The 19,399-nt window shown below is 30.3% G+C and carries 15 protein-coding genes and 3 tRNA genes; 4 read left to right on the forward strand and 14 right to left on the reverse strand.

Going from position 1 to position 19,399, the window contains the following annotated elements; translation table 11 throughout:
- Positions 1-150: 150 nt before the first annotated feature.
- Both Q8S45_RS08955 and Q8S45_RS08960 read right to left on the reverse strand, forming a co-directional pair.
- On the reverse strand, positions 151-921 hold the full coding sequence (locus Q8S45_RS08955; protein WP_305603900.1) for a C40 family peptidase: 771 nt from the start codon (positions 919-921) through the stop codon (positions 151-153).
- A gap of 9 nt (positions 922-930) precedes the next feature.
- Positions 931-2,106, reverse strand: a complete 1,176-nt coding sequence (locus Q8S45_RS08960) for an acetyl-CoA C-acyltransferase (RefSeq protein WP_305603902.1) — start codon at positions 2,104-2,106, stop codon at positions 931-933.
- Between the two features lie 301 nt (positions 2,107-2,407).
- Here Q8S45_RS08960 and Q8S45_RS08965 point away from each other — a divergent pair, with 301 nt between their 5' ends.
- The 4 genes from Q8S45_RS08965 (at position 2,408) to Q8S45_RS08980 (ending at position 4,831) form a co-directional block, all read left to right on the forward strand.
- Entirely contained in the window at positions 2,408-4,459 is a 2,052-nt protein-coding gene (locus Q8S45_RS08965) for an HD family phosphohydrolase (RefSeq protein ID WP_305603904.1), read from the forward strand.
- A gap of 100 nt (positions 4,460-4,559) precedes the next feature.
- Positions 4,560-4,643: transfer RNA gene (locus tag Q8S45_RS08970), tRNA-Ser, on the forward strand.
- 13 nt (positions 4,644-4,656) lie between these two features.
- A tRNA-Pro gene (locus Q8S45_RS08975) sits at positions 4,657-4,731 on the forward strand.
- Positions 4,732-4,757: 26 nt separating this feature from the next.
- Positions 4,758-4,831: transfer RNA gene (locus tag Q8S45_RS08980), tRNA-Arg, on the forward strand.
- An 89-nt stretch (positions 4,832-4,920) separates the two neighbouring features.
- Here the strand turns inward: Q8S45_RS08980 and Q8S45_RS08985 are convergent.
- The 12 genes from Q8S45_RS08985 to Q8S45_RS09040 form a co-directional block, all read right to left on the reverse strand.
- On the reverse strand, positions 4,921-6,450 hold the full coding sequence (locus tag Q8S45_RS08985; protein WP_305603906.1) for an AbgT family transporter: 1,530 nt from the start codon (positions 6,448-6,450) through the stop codon (positions 4,921-4,923).
- A 199-nt stretch (positions 6,451-6,649) separates the two neighbouring features.
- Entirely contained in the window at positions 6,650-7,126 is a 477-nt protein-coding gene (locus Q8S45_RS08990) for a hypothetical protein (protein WP_305603907.1), read from the reverse strand.
- A 127-nt stretch (positions 7,127-7,253) separates the two neighbouring features.
- Complete coding sequence (locus Q8S45_RS08995) at positions 7,254-7,382, reverse strand: hypothetical protein (RefSeq protein ID WP_305603909.1); 129 nt, start codon at positions 7,380-7,382, stop codon at positions 7,254-7,256.
- A gap of 406 nt (positions 7,383-7,788) precedes the next feature.
- Positions 7,789-8,562: a formate dehydrogenase accessory sulfurtransferase FdhD gene (fdhD, locus tag Q8S45_RS09000; RefSeq protein WP_305603910.1), complete on the reverse strand. Its 774-nt coding sequence runs from the start codon at positions 8,560-8,562 to the stop codon at positions 7,789-7,791.
- Positions 8,563-8,709: 147 nt separating this feature from the next.
- Positions 8,710-11,430, reverse strand: a complete 2,721-nt coding sequence (gene fdhF / locus Q8S45_RS09005; protein WP_305603912.1) for a formate dehydrogenase subunit alpha — start codon at positions 11,428-11,430, stop codon at positions 8,710-8,712.
- 7 nt (positions 11,431-11,437) lie between these two features.
- Positions 11,438-13,063 (reverse strand): NADH-ubiquinone oxidoreductase-F iron-sulfur binding region domain-containing protein, encoded by a 1,626-nt coding sequence (locus Q8S45_RS09010; RefSeq protein ID WP_305603914.1) that lies wholly within the window; start codon positions 13,061-13,063, stop codon positions 11,438-11,440.
- A 52-nt stretch (positions 13,064-13,115) separates the two neighbouring features.
- Entirely contained in the window at positions 13,116-14,297 is a 1,182-nt protein-coding gene (locus Q8S45_RS09015; protein ID WP_305603916.1) for a class I SAM-dependent methyltransferase, read from the reverse strand.
- Position 14,298: 1 nt separating this feature from the next.
- A complete protein-coding gene (locus Q8S45_RS09020) occupies positions 14,299-14,841 on the reverse strand; it encodes a DUF1697 domain-containing protein (protein WP_305603918.1) in 543 nt (180 codons plus the stop codon).
- 1 nt (position 14,842) lies between these two features.
- A complete protein-coding gene (locus Q8S45_RS09025; protein ID WP_305603920.1) occupies positions 14,843-15,925 on the reverse strand; it encodes an AI-2E family transporter in 1,083 nt (360 codons plus the stop codon).
- A gap of 70 nt (positions 15,926-15,995) precedes the next feature.
- Positions 15,996-17,699 (reverse strand): gamma-glutamyltransferase, encoded by a 1,704-nt coding sequence (ggt, locus tag Q8S45_RS09030; protein WP_305603922.1) that lies wholly within the window; start codon positions 17,697-17,699, stop codon positions 15,996-15,998.
- The gene (locus Q8S45_RS09035) at positions 17,696-18,289 is read right to left on the reverse strand and encodes an ACP phosphodiesterase (RefSeq protein WP_305603924.1); all 594 of its coding nucleotides are present in this window, start codon (positions 18,287-18,289) and stop codon (positions 17,696-17,698) included. The genes ggt and Q8S45_RS09035 overlap by 4 nt, the downstream gene beginning before the upstream one ends.
- A gap of 154 nt (positions 18,290-18,443) precedes the next feature.
- Positions 18,444-19,094, reverse strand: coding sequence for a DUF4395 domain-containing protein (locus Q8S45_RS09040; RefSeq protein WP_305603926.1), 651 nt, complete (start codon positions 19,092-19,094; stop codon positions 18,444-18,446).
- Positions 19,095-19,399 lie beyond the last annotated feature (305 nt).

Genomic DNA, 19,399 nt, shown 5'->3' on the forward strand with positions numbered 1-19,399 from the left:
TGCTTTGAAACTAATAAACATGAATAATGTTTCTCTAATACTAATTTTACACATTCAAGTTTAAATGTGTAATCATATTTCACTTTTCTTTCCATAAAAATACCCCCAAATAGTGTCTAACTTTTTGGGGGCAGTCTAAAAGTGAGCTTTTTATATAATTTTTTTAATTACTCTAAGTTTATGAGTATGTTTTAATGTATCAATATTAAAAATTCCAGAATGGTCAATTCTGTCAATTCTTACTTTTCCATAAGAATGAATAATGTAATTATCTTTCATAATAATCCCAACGTGAGTTATAACACCTTCTTCATTGTCAAAAAAGGCTAAATCGCCAGGTTCGCTTTCTTCAATAAAACTTAAAGCTTCTCCTTGACTGGCTTGTTGGTTTGCATCTCTTAATAAAGAATAACCACAAAGCTTGTAAACCATTTGAGTAAAACCAGAACAATCAATACCAAAAGGAGTTTTTCCTCCAGATAAAAATGGACTATTTAAGTATTTATACGCAACCTCGATTAGAAATACCTTTTCTAATTTTTGTGGCATAATTTTACCTTCATAAAAAAAGGAAGTTGTATTGATTCTTAAACTTTTAGTATTGTAGAATGGTAAATTAGAACCTATTGGTACAGAATAAAAATTTTCATTTTCATCTGTTATAAAATCAATTAATTCACCAGTTAATTCGTAATCTGAATTAGAAAGTAATAAATAATCCTCCTCACTAATTTCTTCGTATTGTTTAAAATCTATCCAACCTTCGTAATGATCAAAAGAAACCCTGATTTTAATCCATTGTTTCCTTTTTTCCAATACCTTAAAATGTTCACCAAATAATAATTGTGATGTCATTTCACTTTTATTGGATGGTTCAATTCTAATAGCAACAATACTTAAATTACAAATTCCGAAGAGCATAACATATATTTACAACCGTTCAATAACAATAGCACTTGCACCACCACCACCGTTACAAATACCGGCTGCCCCAATTTTAGCATTGTTTTGTTCTAAAATAGATGTTAAGGCAATTACAATTCTTGCTCCAGACATACCTAGTGGGTGGCCTAAAGAAACTGCTCCTCCATTTACATTTACTTTTGACGCATCTAAATTTAATAATTTAATATTTGCTAATCCTACCACAGAAAATGCTTCATTAAGTTCAAAATAATCTACTTTATTAATTGATATTCCTGCTTTCTCAAGAGCTTTTGGAAGTGCTTTGGCTGGTGCTGTTGTAAACCATTTTGGCTCGTGAGCCGCATCTGCAAATCCTAAAATTTTAGCTAATGGTTTTATATTTAATTCTTTTGCTTTATCTAAACTCATTAAAATCAAAGCAGCAGCACCATCATTTAATGTTGAGGCATTTGCTGCAGTTACTGTTCCGTCTTTACTAAAAACAGGTCTTAATGTTGGAATTTTTTCAAGAGTTACATTTTTGTATTCTTCATCTTCTACAAATAAAATTGGATCACCTTTTCTTTGAGGAATTTCAACTGGTACTATTTCATTTTTAAATTTTCCTTCAGCCCAAGCTTTTGCAGATCGCTTATAAGATTCAATAGCAAAATTATCTTGATCTTCCCTAGAAAAACCATATTCTGTTGCGCATAAATCACCGCAAGTTCCCATATGTTGTTGATCATATACATCGGTTAAACCATCAACTAACAACCCATCAGCAACATTAATAGTTCCTAATTTAGTGCCATTTCTTCCGTTCATATAATGTGGAATACTACTCATATTTTCCATTCCACCAGCAACAATAATGTCTGCATCACCATTTTTAATGGCTTGTGCAGCCAACATAATCGATTTCATCCCGGAAGCACACACTTTATTAATTGTAGTGCAAGGCACTGTATTTGGTATTCCAGCAAAAATGGCTGCTTGTTTTGCAGGTGCTTGTCCTAAGCCAGCAGAAACAACATTTCCCATATAAACTTCATCAACTAAGGCTGGATTTAGATTAATTTTGTCCAAGGCACCTTTAATTGCAATAGCACCTAATTTTGTAGCTGAAATACTTGATAAACTTCCTAAAAAACTTCCTATTGGAGTTCTTGCGACCGAAACTATTACTACTTCTTTCATTTTTATATTTTTTATAAAAAATTCAATTGCGAATTTAAGCAAATTTAAGGAATCTTATTGTTTTTGAACAAAGAGTTTCCTTAATGTTATAATAATTGTTTTTTATACCAATAGGTTTTTAATTTATAGAATTAATCTAAAAAACACTAACAATTAATCTTTTTAATTCTTAAAAAAAGCAACATATTGTTGTAAAATAATTATAGTTATTTTGTTATGATTGGAAGAAATTGAAAAAAAAAAGGTAAATAATTTATTATCATTCATTTATTAGTATTTTTGAAATTCTAAATTACACGTTTTGAATCATTATTTAAACAAGCTTTTTATAAATCATTCGTTGCTTTTTAAAATTGCATTATATATTGTTACTATAACTTTTGTGGTATACTTATTTCCAAAAGGAGGGCAGTTTAAGTTTGAGTTTCAAAAAGGGAAAAGTTGGCAATATGAAACATACTATGCTCCTTTTGATTTCGCAATACAAAAGACTGCTGACGAAATTGATGACGAAATTGAGCACATTAAAAGTACTTCAAATAAATATTATGTTAATAGTGAAGAAGTTGTTTTTCAAGTAACTAAATCTTCTTTTGAACAGCTTCAAGAACTTATTTCTGAAAATGATTTTACAAAATCTGAAGAAAATAAACTAAAACGTATTACACATGAGATTATCGATAAAACCTACGAAGTTGGGTTTATTGACTTAATTTTAGAAGATCAATCTTCGATGTTTTTTAGCATAAGAAAGGGAAATGAAGTTCAAGACATTCAGCGATATAAATTAATAGATGTTCAAGGTTTAAATAAATTAATTGATGAAATTGTAAAAAGGGAACATTTAAAACCAAATTTAGTAACAGCTTTCACAACCATACAAACTAATTTAAAACCTAATGTTTTTTACGATGAAGAATTTTCTAAGAAAGTGATTCAAGAAAACATTGGACGAATTTCATTTACTACTGGATTTACCGCAAAAAACGAATTGATTATAGCTAAAAATGATATAGTGGAGGGTGAAAAGTGGTCCAAATTAAACTCGATTCGAAATGAATTTGAATCGCAGCTCTGGAGTAGTTCTAACTATAATTTTATAATTTTTGGATATACCTTACTTATTGCGTTATCATTTTTAATGTTACTACTTTTTTTGAGGAAATACCGGTATGATATTTTTGAAAACAATACCAAAGTAACTTTTATATTTTTTAACGTAACGCTGGTACTTCTTGTTATTACTCTTATTGTAAAATACGATGCGAAATTTATTTATGTGGTTCCAATTGTTATGTTACCTCTTATTTTAAAGGCATTTTTCGATTCAAGATTGGGTTTGTTTACACATGTTTTAACAGTGTTGTTGCTTGGTTTTATAGTTCCAAATAGTTTTGAGTTTGTTTTTCTGCAAATTATAGCTGGAATGGTCACTATTTTAACTATTTCAGAATTATATAAACGAGCAAATTTATTTATTTCCGTATTACAAATTACGTTCGTTTATTTTATTTCATATTTATCATTTTCTATAATTCAAGAAGGAAATTTGCAAAATTTGAATTATGAAAAATTTGTATTTTTCGGGTTAAATGGTGCGGCAACATTATTTGTATTGCCTCTTATATACGTGTATGAGAAATTATTCGGATTGGTGTCTGATGAATCTTTAAAAGAACTTTCAAATACCAATTCTAAATTATTAAGAGAGCTTGCAGAAAAGGCACCAGGAACGTTTCAACATTCTTTGCAAGTTGCAAATTTGGTTGAAGCTTGTGCAATTGAAATTAATGCAAATGTTATGCTAGCTAGAACAGGAGCATTATATCATGATATTGGGAAAATGCTTAATCCAATGTATTTTACTGAAAATCAAAGTACCAATGTAAATCCGCATAATCAAATTAGTCCAGTAGATAGTGCTGCCATTATTATTGCCCATATTATCAATGGTGTTAAATTAGCAAAGAAACATCATTTACCCGATAGAATAATTGATTTTATTAGAACCCACCATGGAACAACATTGGTTTACTATTTTTATAAAAAGGAAGAAGAATTACAAGGGGAAAATGTTGAGGTTAGTTCTTTTTTATATCCAGGCCCTATTCCATTTTCAAAAGAAACAGCTATTTTAATGATGTGCGATTCGGTTGAAGCAGCATCAAAAAGTTTAAAAATTCCTACTGCTCAGCAGATAGATACTTTAGTTGAAAAAATAATTACAAAGCAAATGGAAGATGGCCAATTTATGAATGCAGATATAACGTTTAAAGAATTACAACTCGTTATTAAGGTGTTAAAGAAGAAGTTAAAGAATATTTACCATCTTCGAATAGAATACCCTGAATAATATTAATGATATTTTGAATAAAAAAGATTAAAATTGTTGTTTAAATGTAATTCTAGTGCTACATTTGCACTCGCAAAAATAAGTTCATTGCAAAAATATTGGAGAGGTGCCGGAGTGGTAACGGAGCAGATTGCTAATCTGTCGACGGGTGACTGTCGCCAGGGTTCGAGTCCCTGTCTCTCCGCTTTTTTTACTTTCGGGGTGTAGCGTAGCCCGGTTATCGCGCCTGCTTTGGGAGCAGGAGGTCGCAGGTTCGAATCCTGCCACCCCGACGAAGTAAAATAATTTTGAACTTAATGGTCGCGTAGCTCAGCTGGATAGAGCATCTGCCTTCTAAGCAGACGGTCACAGGTTCGAATCCTGTCGCGATCACAAAAAAACCTACTGAATTTCAGTAGGTTTTTTTGTTTTTAAAGTCCACTATTTTAAAAGAATAGCAAATGATGCAAAATAATTTTTGACTAGAATGGTTTGTCATAAAATAAACCAGCTCCAGGGCCTAAATCCCATCCAAAATAAATCCATAACATAAGTAGGGCGGTCCAAAGAATTGTAAACACAATGGTATAAGGCAGCATTACAGCAATAATAGTTCCAATACCTGCATTTTTATCGTATTTTTGGATAAAGGCAATTATTAAAGCGAAGAAACTCATCATAGGAGAAATAATATTTGTTACACTATCGCCAATTCTAAAAACAACCTGAGATAATTCTGGTGAATAACCCATTAACATAAAAATAGGAATAAAAATAGGAGCCATAATGGCCCATTTAGCCGACGCACTTCCCATTACCATATTAACAGCTCCTGCAAAAAAGATAAAAAGAATCATCATTACATAAATATTTAAATCGGCTGCTTTTAGCGCCTGTGCGCCCGTTACGGCAACGTAAATACCTAAGTTACTTTCCTTAAAATATGCGACAAACTGAGCGGCGAAAAACACTAATACAAGGTATGTTGCCAATGTTTTCATGCTGTCGGCCATACCAGCCATAACATCGCTATCATTTTTGAATTTTTTTATGGCAATACCATAGGCAATACCAGCGGTACCTGCTACCAAAAACAATAATGTTACAATACCTTCCAATAAAGGGGATTTTAATAAAGAACCACCTTCACCCCTAAAAAATCCATTTGTTGGAATAGTTCCTGCTAAAATAATTAATAGGTAAATTACAAATATAATAGTTGCCCATAGTAAACCTTTTTTCTCATCTTTTGATAACTGTTCAATTTTTTCAGGAATAATTTCATCGGAATGATACGTTCCTAAACGAGGAATTACAATTTTTTCAGTTACAAAAGTACCTGCTATTGCAATTATAAAAGTTGACACAAACATAAAATAGTAATTTGCTGTTGCATTAACTTGGTATGAAGAATCCAAAATTTGTGCAGCTTCTTGAGATAATCCTGCCAATAAGGGATCAATAGTTCCTAACAATAAATTTGCACTAAACCCACCAGAAACACCAGCAAAAGCAGCAGCCATACCTGCAATTGGATGGCGATCTACCGCCATAAATATAATACCCGCTAGCGGAATTAATAACACATAACCAACATCGCTAGCAGTATTAGATAGTACCCCAGCAAATACAATTACAAATGTTAATAATTTTTTAGGAGAAGAGAGTACTAAAAGTCTGATTATAACCCCAATTAAACCGCTCTTTTCTGCAATTCCAATTCCTAACATTGCAACTAGTACAATTCCAAGTGGTGCAAAACTTGTAAAATTAACTACAGTTTTTTGAAATATAAAATGCAGTCCATCAACCGATAATAGATTTTTGACAGGTATAATTTCATTATTGGCAGGGTGTATAACTTGCCAATTCAAGTAACCTCCTATTCCAGAAACGATGAGTGTTAGTATTGCAAAAATTAAAAAAAGTGTGGCTGGATGCGGAAGTGCATTACCAGATCGCTCTACAATGTTTAAAAAGCGTTGAAATAAAGAAACTTTACCCGTTTTCATATATTTTGACTAAAATTAAGTGTCAAATATACTAAAAACTATAGCCCTTTTTATATTTAAATAATATAGTTTTAACTACTATTTTTGTATGAAAATGGTAGTTAATATTTGTGATATTTTATAAAGAAATAAAGTTAGATATTTTATAGGTAGCACTGCTTATTTTACAGTTTATATAGAAGTTATGGGTTCTATAAATTTATTCAATTTTTTTAATGGGTTGGTCTAATTTATCATCCATTTCCTTTTTTAAATCTACTGCCATTATATAAACTGCAAGATTGCTTCTTAAATAATACAATATCACTAAAACAATTACTGTAACTGGAACGGAGTAGATAAACTCAATTTCATCAAGATTTCCGTTACCATCATTTATTACAGCTAAAAATTGGAAAAGATAAACTGAAATAGGAATAATTAAAGCATGAACCCACCAATTTTTATTAGTTATAAACCAAATTAAAAGTAAAAGTAAAGGAACAATTTTGGATGAAAGCCAATAAATATAATTTCGAGCAATTCCAAAATGACCCCCTTGGATAGTTCCAAATACGGTTTCTATGGTAGGAGTTTCGGGTAGTGAGCTGTGAAAAAACAGCAAGTAGGGAGTACAAACAATCAATAAAACGATAAAACTTCCAATAAATAAAGATATTTTTCTTTGGTTTTTCATGTTGCAAGCCTTAGGGGTTCTACATGCAAATGTAAATTAAATTCTTTTGAAAAACAACATGAGAACAAAAAACCACAATAAAAAATTATTGTGGTTTAAATTGTTACAATTTAGATTAAACTTGAATCTATCCTTGTCTAGGAATAGGTGCGTTTCTCTCAATTGCTTGTTTTTCAACTGAAGTAAATGTCAATACAGTAACAGCTATAAATGCAGAAAGCATAAATAATCCGAAAATTAATTTAAAATTTTTCATTTTTAGTAAGAATTAAATGATTAGTAAGAACATCAAATGTAATCAAATCTTACAAAAAAGCAAAAAAATTCTAACTCAATTTTTTAAAAATTTAAAAAAAAGAGTAGTAAAAAGTCATTTTTCTCTTATTTAACAGGGGTTTCAAGCCCTTAAAATAAAATTAAAATGCTTTAAATTTTAGCATATAAAACTTCTATTTTGGAGATTTTAAAAGCAAATATTGAAATTAGATTCATAAAAACGGGAATTTTTATGCTTAAAATCAATCAACTACAAACCCTCTCCGTAAAAATTTGTAGCATAGGGACGCTCTTATAACGGCAAATGTATATAATTATTTTCAATAATACGTTAATTATTAAAAAAAAAGTGCAAATTATTTATTTAATCAAGTAGTTTATGTTAATTATGAATAAATTGTTGCTTTTGAGCCTCTGGAAAAACCTATTAAGCAAATTCCAAATTCCTTTGCAAAATCTACTGCTAATGTTGAACATGCAGAAACAGCAACAACGATCGGAATTTTAGCGATAAATGCTTTTGAAATAATTTCATAAGAAACTCTTCCACTAACTAACATACAACTCAAGTTGTTTGAGTTATTGGTAATTAATAAGTTACCAATTGCTTTATCAACAGCATTATGTCTGCCAATATCTTCTTTAACCACAAGAAGATTGCTATTTTTATCAAAAATTGCAGCTGCGTGTGAACCTCCAGATAAATCAAAAGTTTCTTGTTTTGCTTTCATTTCTGAAAACATTTGTTTTAGGTTTTTAATGTTAAATGAAGTATTGGAATTTAATTTTTTACCTGTAACGGCAATATCTTCTAGTTTTTGTTTCCCGCATATTCCACAAGATGAAACTGAAAGGAGTGTGCGTTTATTTAAATAACCTTTTCCAAGGTGTTTTTTTGGAATTTGTATATTTATTATTGAAAAGCCATTATCTCTTTTCTCAATTACTTCATAAGAGAAATTTACAATCTTTTTATAGATGTCTTCAGCAAATAATAAACCACGAATCAATTCAATATCGTCGCCAGGAGTTCTCATAACAACCGTATATGGTTCTGAATTAATATTTATTTGTAAAGCAGCTTCAATAACTAATGCATCAATTACTTTTTTAGAATCGCCATTATTGCGTTGTAAACCTTCATAGTTTAATGTTTGCATTTTTAAGTTTTAAGTTTTAAGTTTTAAGTTAAAAGTTCACAAAGTTGCAAATGTTCAAAATTCAAGAATTGAAATCTAATATTTAACACTGTAAATCCAATATCGTAAATTGTATATCAAAAATTCCTTTTGCCTATTGCCTTTTACCTAATTTTTAATTTTTTCAAAATCAACAGCAACTACTTTATATTCTGGAGTCATTGTTTCTTTATCTCCCACACTTCCTGTTATAATATTAATAAATACTTCAGGTTGATGAAAAGTAGTTCTTAAAACACCTTTTTTAACGTTTTTTGAGAACTTTATTGGAATGTGAACACTTCCTCTGTCTGAAAAAATACGAACAATTTCGTTATCCTCAATTCCTTTTGCTTTCGCATCTCTTGGGTGCACTTCTAAAATATCTTTTCCTAAGAGGGTTTGATTGTCGGTTCGTCTGGTCATAGTTCCAGAATTGTAATGTTCCAATTCACGCCCAGTTGTTAGTATAAATGGATATTTTTTTCCGTGTGAGACAATTTCTGGCGATTCTTCAAAATCGAAATAATGAAAAGTACCAATTCCTTTTTTGAAATTTCCGTCAATATGAAGCATTTTAGTATCCGTACCATCTTCTTTAATTGGCCATTGCAACCCATTTTCGCCCAAACGTTCCCAAGATAACCCTTTCATAAATGGAATTACATCTGCAATTTCTTCTATTACTTTTGCCGCATCATAGCTTAATCCAGTAGGTTGATTGTAGCCTAACTTACTCATAATATCTATAATAATTTGCCCGTCTGGTTTGGTATTTCCAATTGGTTCAATTACTTTATTTACACGTTGAACTCGGCGTTCCCCATTGGTAAAAGTTCCATTTTTTTCAAAATACGATGAAGCGGGTAAAACAACATCAGCCATTTCTGAAGTTGCAGTCATAAATAATTCTTGTACTACAATTAATTCTAAATTTTGAAAAGCTTTTATGCTATGATTGGTATTTGGGTCAGTCATTATAGTATCTTCCCCCATAATGTACAATGCTTTAATTTTTCCTTCAATGGCGGCATCTAACATTTCAGGAATTTTTAATCCATTTGTTATAGGCATTTTTTCAATGCCATATTTTTTAGCATAATAATGTTGAATTTCAGGTTTACTAACGTCCATATATCCAGCACCTTGATGTGGTTGTACTCCCATATCCGCAGATCCTTGTACGTTATTTTGTCCGCGTAGTGGATTTAATCCTACGCCCTTTCTACCAATATTTCCAGTCATCATTGCTAGGTTAGAGAGTAACATTACTGTTTTACTTCCTTGGAAATGTTCAGTGACTCCTAATCCGTGAAACTCCATAGCTCTTTCAGCTTTTGCATACGCAATGGCAGCTTTTTTTACTAAATCTTTAGAAACGCCTGTAAGGGTCTCTAATTCATCCATATCAAGGTTTTCAACGTGGTTTTTAAAATCTAAATATTTTTCTGTGTAAGAATCAATAAAATATTGATTTACTAAATTTTCTTTTACAATATAATGTGCCATCATATTTAAAATTGCCACATTAGTTCCAGGTCTAATTTGTAAAAAATGAGTTGCCAAATCTGATAAAGTTGTACGTATAGGGTCTACAACTATTGAGGTAATTCCTTTCATAAATGCTTGCTTAATTTTAGCACCAGTTACAGGATGACCTTTTAACGGATTTGCACCAAATAAGAAAATAGCATCAGTTTGTTTTAAATCTTCTATTGAATTTGTAGCTGCGCCTGTACCAAAGGATTTTTGCATTCCAAAAGCAGTAGGAGCGTGGCAAACACGTGCACAGCCATCTATATTATTTGTACCAACAGCAACGCGAATCATTTTTTGCATTAAATAATTCTCTTCGTTGGTGGCTCTTGAAGAAGAAATTCCACCAATGGAATCAGCACCATATTTATTTTTTATTTCTAGTAATTTTTTAGTAATAAAATCATAAGCTTCATCCCAAGTTACTTCTTCAAACTTTCCATTTTTTTTAATCATTGGTTCGCGTAACCTATCTGGATGATCATAAAATTGAAAAGCAAAACGTCCTTTTAAGCACGTGTGACCTTGATTTACTTCTGCTGTTTCAGGTGCTTGAATTCCTCTAATTTTTCCATCAATTACAGAAACATCTAACTGGCAACCAACACCACAATAGGTACATGTAGTTCGAACAGTTTTATCTGCAATTAAGGTTTTAGTTTCAAATTTATCTGTTAGGGCTTCGGTTGGACAAGTTTGTACACACGCACCACATGAAACACAAGCAGATTCATCAAAAGACGTATCGAAACCTTTTATAATATTGGTTGCAAAACCACGACCTGACATTCCTAAAATCATTTCACCTTGAATTTCTTCACAAGCTCTTACACAACGAAAACAATTAATGCATTGTGATAAGTCTGATTTTATGTACGGATGCGCTCTATCTGTTTCAATATCTAAATGATTTTTCCCTTCAGGATAGCGCACATTTGGAATTCCAATTTGTGCAATTGTTTCCTGAAAAGGTGTGGCTTTTTTTCCTTCTGAAGGAAATATTTTATCGGCAGGATAATCGGTTAATATTAATTCAACAATATTTTTGCGAAGACGTTTCATTCTTTCGGTATTGTGATAAATGTACAAACCTTCAGAAATAGGCGTATGGCAAGAAGCCATTGTTTTTGTAATTCCATCTTTTTCACGAGCTACTTCAACTGAACAAACTCGACAAGAACCAAAATTTTCTAAACGATCATCTTGACACATGGTTGGAATGGCGTTTTTATTTTTTTCAATTCTTCGAACGAATTCCAACATAGTTTCACCTTCATTAAACTCGTATGCTATATTTTCAATATATGCTTTCATGTCTTTTTTAGTTTGAAGTAAAATAGTGTTGAAGTTCCTCATTAAAATACTGCAACGCATTTTTTATAGGAAGCGGAATCCCGCCACCTAATGCACATAGAGAACCAATTTCTAAAGTTTCTATTAAATCATCAAATAACTGACGATCAATCTTATAATTTGATTTTTGAGCTTTTTGAAGCATTTCCATACCTCTAAATGAACCAATTCTACAAGGATAACATTTTCCACAAGATTCATCAGCAGTAAATTCCATTAAATGTTCTAAAAATTTTATCATTGGAAAATCTGATGGAATTGAAACAAAACTGGCATGACCTAATAAAAATCCGTTAGAATTTAAGCTTTCAAAATCCAATGTTAAATCAGCTATTTTATGTATTGGTACAATTCCGCCAAGTGGACCACCAATTTGAAATGCTTTTATGTCAGATTTAAAACCATTTCCAAATTCATAAAATATAGTGTGTAAATCCGTTCCCATTTCAATTTCGTACATCCCCGGTTTATTAAAAAAACTGTCTAACGAAACTAATTTTGTACCTGTAGATTGTATTGTTCCAAGTTTTGCATAAGCGGCACCACCGTTTTCTAATATCCAATGAATATTTGCAAAAGTTTCTACGTTACTTAACACAGTTGGCTTACCAAATAAACCATATTGAGCAGGATACGGCGGACGAACACGAACTTCTGGTCGCAGACCTTCAATAGAATTTAATAATGCGGTTTCTTCACCACAAACATAGGAACCTTGTCCGCGAATGATTTTAAATCTAAAATCACCAATCAAGTTTTTTTCTTTTAACTCGTGAATTGCTTCACCAATAATTTTAATAGAATCTGGATATTCACCTCTAATGTATAAAACTCCTGTATTTGCACCAACAGTTAAACCTGCCATATACATTCCAAACAATACTTTATGTGGCTGATGTTCCATTAAATACATATCAGAATATGCTCCAGGATCGCCTTCGTCGGCATTACAAACAATGTATTTTTGTGTATTTACTTCTTTTAAAACTGCATCTAACTTAAACCAAAATGGAAATCCGGCTCCACCACGACCACGTAAATTCGAAGTTTTCATTTCTTGAATTACATGCTGAGGTTTGTTGCTAAATTTTTCAGCTAAAGCATAAAAAGGAGTAAGCTCTTCAATTTTTGAGGTTAAAATTGGTGTTGTATTGCATCCTATCTTGTAATTATTTTCTTGATATTTTTTGGTATTAATAATTTCAATTAACTCATTTTTATTAGAAGCACTGTAGGTTTTATCATCAAACATAAAAGCGTTGTTTGTATGACATCTGCCTACACAAGCAGCGTGTCCAATTTCTTCTTCAGCGAAATGATATTCTAAGTTTTTGTGAAGATTATCTTGCGTTTTAGCAACCATACAAGCAGTTCCACAGCAAACGTGAATTTTTTTATTTCGATTTTCTTCACGTGTAAAATCGTAAAAAGAAGCTGTTCCAAACACCACAGAATCATCAATTAAAAAGCGTTTTGCTAATTCTTGAAATGCTGATTTAGAAGCATTTTTATGCGATAAATCCGCTATATTTTCGAATAAATTATCTTCTAATTCTTTTCTTGAAGATAACGCACGTATATTTTTAGTTGCCATTTTATAACTAATAAGTTCGGTTAAAAATACTAAAAATATTTATTATGAATGTTTATAAATAAACCTTATTACAAATTAGAACAATATGTTTGTTATTGATGTCAGTGGTAAAAAACAGATACTGATTTCCACCATCTTTAAAATTGATTTTCTTCCGAATTTCAGAAACCGTTTCAGGGAAATTCCGAGTGGTTATATTTGCTTTTTTAGAAGGAATTAGTTTTGTTAATTCTTTTTTGTTATATGAAATTGTATGCATAATTTCGAAGCTTCTTCCAGGGAATTCCACTATTTCTTCAGAAGTATATAAATGTGAATGTTGGTGTAATTTATCAATTTTTAATTGAGTGGAAACTTGTTGAAAAGCACCCGCTTTTAAAATTGCAGCATTTGGTTCAAATAAATATTTTTTTGGTTCAGAAAACGTTGAGGAAATAGCTTCATTTAGTTGAAAATTAAATTTTTGTGTTTCTTTTTTATTAAAGTTAATTGTTTTAATGTCAATATGTTGCTCATAATTTTTTTCAAGAATAAACAATAGTTCTTTCACTTCATTTTCAATGGCAACAATGTGAATTTCTTTTACAAATTTTAATTCATTAATTGCACTTTTAATATCTAAAATGGGTGAAACTTTAATCAGAATATTGTTGCTTTTTTCAACTAATAAATTCAAGTTTTTAGGAATATTTGGCAAACAATCTTCCAACAAAAAAACTTTTCCTTTTGCGTCATTTCTTCGAGATGGATCTGTATAAATCCAATCGAATTTTGAAGTCGATTTTTCTAAATATTGTAATCCGTCACCAATATAAGTTTCTATGTTTTTGATGTTAAATTGGTCAAAATTATGGGATACAATTTCAGATAATTCGTTGTTAATTTCACAATGTGTTACATTTTTAACTTTTTGTGAAAAATAATAGACATCAACTCCAAATCCGCCAGTAATATCAATTAATGAATTTCCAGAAACCAAATTAGCCTTATACTTTGCTGTAATTTCAGAAGAGGTTTGTTCAATATGTAACTTGTTTGGATAATAAATATTTTTAATAGAAAACCACGTTGGTAATTTTTTTTCACATTTATTTTTAGCCTCAATTTGTTCAGCAATTTCTTGAATTGTAACTCCTTCAAACGAGCTTCCTTTTAAAATCAGTTTTGTAATATCTGATTTTAAATTTGAATGTATAAAATCCTGAACTTCTTTATTTAAAATACTGTGATTCAATTTATTGAGAGCTTAATTCTATAAGTTTTGAAATGGTTCTCCAATTTCTAGATGTTGCAACGGTTTGCAATTTTTTCTCAATTATATTTATTGTTAATTTTGAATTTCCAGCATCACCTGGATAATGAATATAGGCACAATTACCAATTATTTTAAGTTCCTCATTATTTGTTAAATAGGGTTCTAGAAATTCAGTTCCTTCCTCAAAATAATTTTCTTTTAAGAGTATTGCATACAATGTTTTGGTATCAATTGCTTCAATTTGCAAAAAAGGATTTGAGACAAAAACCTTTGTGAGATTTTCTTTTGATAAAACCAACACATTAATTGAATAGCCGTAAAAACTTAAAACTGCTTCAATAATTTGTTGCTCAATTTTAGGGATGTCAGTTTGTTTAGATTGGAAAATTACATTGCCACTTTGTATGTATGTTACAACTTCAAAAAAATCCAAATCAATAAAAAGTTGTTTTAACTCGGTCATTTTAATTTTGTTATGACCAGAAACGTTTATTCCTCTTAAAAGCGCAATATAAGTAGTCATATTATAAATCTTTAGTCAATGATTTTACAATTTTATTATCTGCTAAAAATGTTTTTAGAATTACTTTTATAGCAGTATAAGTTGGAACGGCAACAATCATTCCTGTAATACCAAATAACACTCCTCCAATCATTATTATTAAAAAAATTTCTAATGGGTGAGATTTTACACTTTTTGAAAATATCAACGGTTGACTTAAAAAATTATCTATTAATTGCGCAAAAATATAACCAAGCATAACATAAATGGTTGTTGGAAGAATTTCCGTTTTAAAATCTAATTCGATATTACTACTCATGGTTAAAAATAACATTAAAAATCCACCAATTAAAGGACCAACATAAGGAATTAAGTTTAACAAAGCACATAAAAAAGCAATTACAACGGCATTTTCAATTCCAAAAATAAGGAGTGTAATTGTATAGATTATGAATAAGATTGTTATTTGAAAAACCAAGCCAATAAAATATCTTGATAATAAATTATTGATGGTAGCCAACGATTTTTTTAATTTATTTTCACTTTTATCACTCACCAAAACGTAAATGGAATTTTCCATAATATGGGTGTCTTTCATAAAAAAGAAGGTAATAAAAATAACCGAAAATAGTCCAATACTTATATCTCCAACAGTTCCGATTATAGAATTAAACAGGTTAGGAATTGCAGTTATATTTTTGAATAAATCGGCGTGTTTTAACTCATTCAAAATATCGATATTATGAGTTAAAAAATAGTCGTTAATCTGATTTAATAGACTTTGAATAGTTGATTGAAGTTTATTTATATCTAATAAAGATAAATTTTCACCTTGCTTTACAATTAGTGGAATAAACATACTTATTAATCCGGTTAGAATTCCTAGAAATAATAACATTGTTGTAATCACTGCTAATGTATTGGGAAATTTTAATTTATTTTTAAAAAAACTAATAATTGGACTCCCAATTAAGGATATTACTGCAGCAATTGCAATATAAACGATAATTGATTGAACGCTATATAAAAAATAAAACAGCACTAAAACTCCAACAATAATGGCTATCGCTTTTAAAATTCCGTTTGTAATAATATTTGAATTCATTTTTTTTATGTTTAATCAATTGTTTGTTGTGTCAAGTAACAAAAAATTCCCCCATTGTGAGTTAGTGGGCTTAAAAACCCGCAGCAGTGTCATCACCTCTATAATCTGCACCACCTTCTAATTTTCCATTTGGTAATCGCAAAATAGCATCAACTTTACCAATTATTGTTGTATTTTCTTGTTTAATTATGTACCCTTTTTGTTGTAAATTTTTAATTAATGTTGAGTCAAACCCGATAGGTTCCATTGTAATAACATCAGGTAACCATTGGTGATGAAATCTAGGTGCATTTACAGCTTCTTGCATTCCTAGATCAAATTCGTACACGTTTAAAATTGTTTGTAAAACCGATGTTATTATAGTAGAACCACCAGGGGAGCCAACAGACATATAGAATTTATTGTTTTTTTCAACAATTGTAGGAGTCATAGAGCTTAACATTCGTTTTCCGGGTTCAATGGAATTTGCTTCCGCACCAATGAGACCAAACATATTTGGCGTTCCAGGTTTTGAACTAAAATCATCCATTTCATTATTCAAAAAGAAGCCACCTTCGCTAACAAAAACTTTTGAACCATACGCACCGTTTAAAGTTGTTGTAGCTGAAATGGCATTACCAAATTTATCAACAATAGAATAATGGGTAGTTTCATTACTCTCAAAACCAGCTATTTTCCCATGTGTAATTGTAGAAGATAGGGTTGCATTATCCCACGAAAATGATTCCATCCGTTTTTTAACATACGATTTTGAAATTAAAGTTTCAATTGGAATTTTAATAAAATCAGGATCTCCTAAATAATGTGATCGATCTGCGTATGCTCTTCGTTCTGCTTCTGTTAACAATTGAATTGTTTTTTCGGAATTATGACCAAGTTCACTTAAATTAAAAGGTTCAATAGCATTAAAAATTTGAGCCATACAAATACCACCACTTGAAGGAGGAGACATTGAAATTATTTTCAAATCTTTATAGGTAAACTCAACAGGTTTCCTCCATTTAGCCTGATATTTTTCTAAATCTTCAAGGGTAATAATACCGCCTAATTTTTGAACAGTATTAACTAACATTTCGGCAGTTTCTCCTTTGTAGAATCCATCTCGTCCATGCTCATTAATTCGTTGCAAGGTTTTGGCTAATTGTACATATTTAATGGTGTCACCTTCTTTCCAAACAGAATCTAAAAGAATTTTTGTGCCATTAACCTTGTAAAAATATTCTTTATAAATAGCAATTCTTTCTGCTTGTTTTTTGGTTACAACAACGCCTTTATTTGCTAAATCTATTGCTGGTTGAATTAATGATGAAAAAGGTAAAGTTCCAAATTTTTCGTGCACTTTAAAAAGTCCGTCTATTGTACCAGGCACACCGACCGCCATACCTCCTAATGTGCTTTTACCATTTATAATATCACCAATTTCATCTAAAAACATATTTTTTGATGCAGCCAATGGTGCTTTTTCGCGATAATCTAAGGCTCCTGTTGTTCCATCTGCTAATCGGTACACCATAAAACCACCACCGCCAATGTTACCAGCAAATGGGTATGCTACTGCCAAGGCTAATTCTGTTGCAATCATGGCATCAAATGCATTTCCACCTTTTAGTAATATTTGAGAACCTATTTCAGAGGCTTCAACACGTGCAGAAACAACCATTGCGTTTTCGGTTATTAATCCTTGAGCCTTATGTACTACACTTTTGGGAGGTTGAATATTTTTGCACTGAATTGCTAAGAGTCCAATTAAAAATAGGCTACATATTTTTTTCATTGTTGAAGTAAAAAAGTTGTTTTTTCTTGTGTAAATTTTTCTAAATCTATAAAAAATGATTGAAAATCTTGTTCAAATTCTTGATAATTTAATTTTAGGTCATTTATGGCTAAATCCATTTTAGAAATTCCTTTTGTTCTTCTGTTCATTCCTTTTAAAACTTCTTCAATTCCTTCAACTAAGGCATAACTTACAAGCCAATTATACTCAATCATAAAAGGAAGAAATTGTTGAACTTTTGCAGGTAATTTTTCTGAGTTTTTTTGAAGGAAAAGATAGGTTTCTTCGGCATATATTTCTAAAGGAATTTGAGAATACAACTGCCAATTTTTTGCTAAAAAATGATCGTAAAAAATATCAATAATTATACCTTTATAATGCCGATATTGTGGATTTAACCTTCTTTTACTTATTTTAACAAATGGGTGATTGTCTGTAAATGTATCTATTTCTCTATGAAGTAGAATTCCTAGTTGAACTTCCTTGGTATAATTTAAGTATTTGTTTCCTTTTACGGCATCTGCAATAAAATTACCAATTAAAATATTTTTATTGTTTTTAGATAAATAGAGGTGGGCCAAAAAGTTCATTGATAAATTTTGAAACAAGATACAAAAAAAATCTCCCTGAAGTAAATTTTAAAATTGATTTAGGTATAGTTATTTGTTAAATATTGGTTATATTCTTTTATTTAATAGATGAGTATTTCAATATATTTGTCTCTACAATTGTTTTTTAAAAAGTTTAATGCTTTATTGAATCAAACAAATCATGTGGTTTAATATTAAATAAATCATTAAACAGAAATCCAATAAGAAATACCGAGCCTACCATAATCAGCACAATTATTATTTGAATTATTGAAACCTTTTGAATTTCATGTTTATCTTTTACTTCACAAATTTCACCAGGGCAATGTTGGGCATTTTCCTTGTAAACCATATTGTATAACAGACAACCTAGGCAAATACCAAAAACAGATTCAAAAAACAGGAAGATTAGGCATAATAAACAAATAAGTCCAGTAATTATACTGTAAGAGTTCATAAGCACCATCAACACAAACATTGCGGTTGAGAGAACAACACCAATAATCCATGAAAATTTCTTTTGGGCTGCACCAACATATTCAGGGTTTTGTTGGCCTACAATTAACTTGCTAATAATAAGAGTTGGTGCATATTTTGGCGAGATAAATACTCGAATAATAAAATCTATCATAAAAACAGTAATCACATATTTAATCATCAAAAAATCGCCTTTAAATAGGATGTACATGAGCGACAGAAAGGTGAAAAAAAACAGGATTCCAGCGGCAGCTCTAATTTCACGTTCATTCAACACAGGAATATTATAACCTTCAACGGTCTCACCAAATTGATTTACTTTTTTCATAATTTATTTGATTTACAAAATAATCTATTTTTTTAATAGTTGGAAATAGCTAAACTACAGTTTTTTCTTTTCAAATTATAGTAGTAGCTTATAAAATGAATTTTCAGTTTGAATATTATTTGTGCCACTGAAAAATTGGAAATTTTTCGGTTGTAACAAATAGTTTGTTGAATGTTTGTCAGTTTGTATTTAGTTTAAATGTAAGTATAAATTTTATATAACTTTTAGGTAGTGTTTTTTATTTTGTGTTTAATAAAATTTTACTAATCAATACGATTTGACCTAAATGATAGTAGCTATGTTCA

Source organism: Lutibacter sp., assembly GCF_030692605.1.
Classification (GTDB): domain Bacteria; phylum Bacteroidota; class Bacteroidia; order Flavobacteriales; family Flavobacteriaceae; genus Lutibacter.

Excerpts from the sequence above, each read along its gene's own strand:
- Q8S45_RS08955 (WP_305603900.1), bottom strand. The coding sequence starts at position 921 with ATGCTCTTCGGAATTTGTAATTTAAGTATTGTTGCTATTAGAATTGAA.
- Q8S45_RS08960 (WP_305603902.1), bottom strand. The coding sequence starts at position 2,106 with ATGAAAGAAGTAGTAATAGTTTCGGTCGCAAGAACTCCAATAGGAAGT.
- Q8S45_RS08985 (WP_305603906.1), bottom strand. The coding sequence starts at position 6,450 with ATGAAAACGGGTAAAGTTTCTTTATTTCAACGCTTTTTAAACATTGTA.
- Q8S45_RS08990 (WP_305603907.1), bottom strand. The coding sequence starts at position 7,126 with ATGAAAAACCAAAGAAAAATATCTTTATTTATTGGAAGTTTTATCGTT.
- Q8S45_RS08995 (WP_305603909.1), bottom strand. The coding sequence starts at position 7,382 with ATGAAAAATTTTAAATTAATTTTCGGATTATTTATGCTTTCTGCATTT.
- fdhD (WP_305603910.1), bottom strand. The coding sequence starts at position 8,562 with ATGCAAACATTAAACTATGAAGGTTTACAACGCAATAATGGCGATTCT.
- fdhF (WP_305603912.1), bottom strand. The coding sequence starts at position 11,430 with ATGAAAGCATATATTGAAAATATAGCATACGAGTTTAATGAAGGTGAA.
- Q8S45_RS09010 (WP_305603914.1), bottom strand. The coding sequence starts at position 13,063 with ATGGCAACTAAAAATATACGTGCGTTATCTTCAAGAAAAGAATTAGAA.
- Q8S45_RS09020 (WP_305603918.1), bottom strand. The coding sequence starts at position 14,841 with ATGACTACTTATATTGCGCTTTTAAGAGGAATAAACGTTTCTGGTCAT.
- Q8S45_RS09025 (WP_305603920.1), bottom strand. The coding sequence starts at position 15,925 with ATGAATTCAAATATTATTACAAACGGAATTTTAAAAGCGATAGCCATT.
- ggt (WP_305603922.1), bottom strand. The coding sequence starts at position 17,699 with ATGAAAAAAATATGTAGCCTATTTTTAATTGGACTCTTAGCAATTCAG.
- Q8S45_RS09035 (WP_305603924.1), bottom strand. The coding sequence starts at position 18,289 with ATGAACTTTTTGGCCCACCTCTATTTATCTAAAAACAATAAAAATATT.
- Q8S45_RS09040 (WP_305603926.1), bottom strand. The coding sequence starts at position 19,094 with ATGAAAAAAGTAAATCAATTTGGTGAGACCGTTGAAGGTTATAATATT.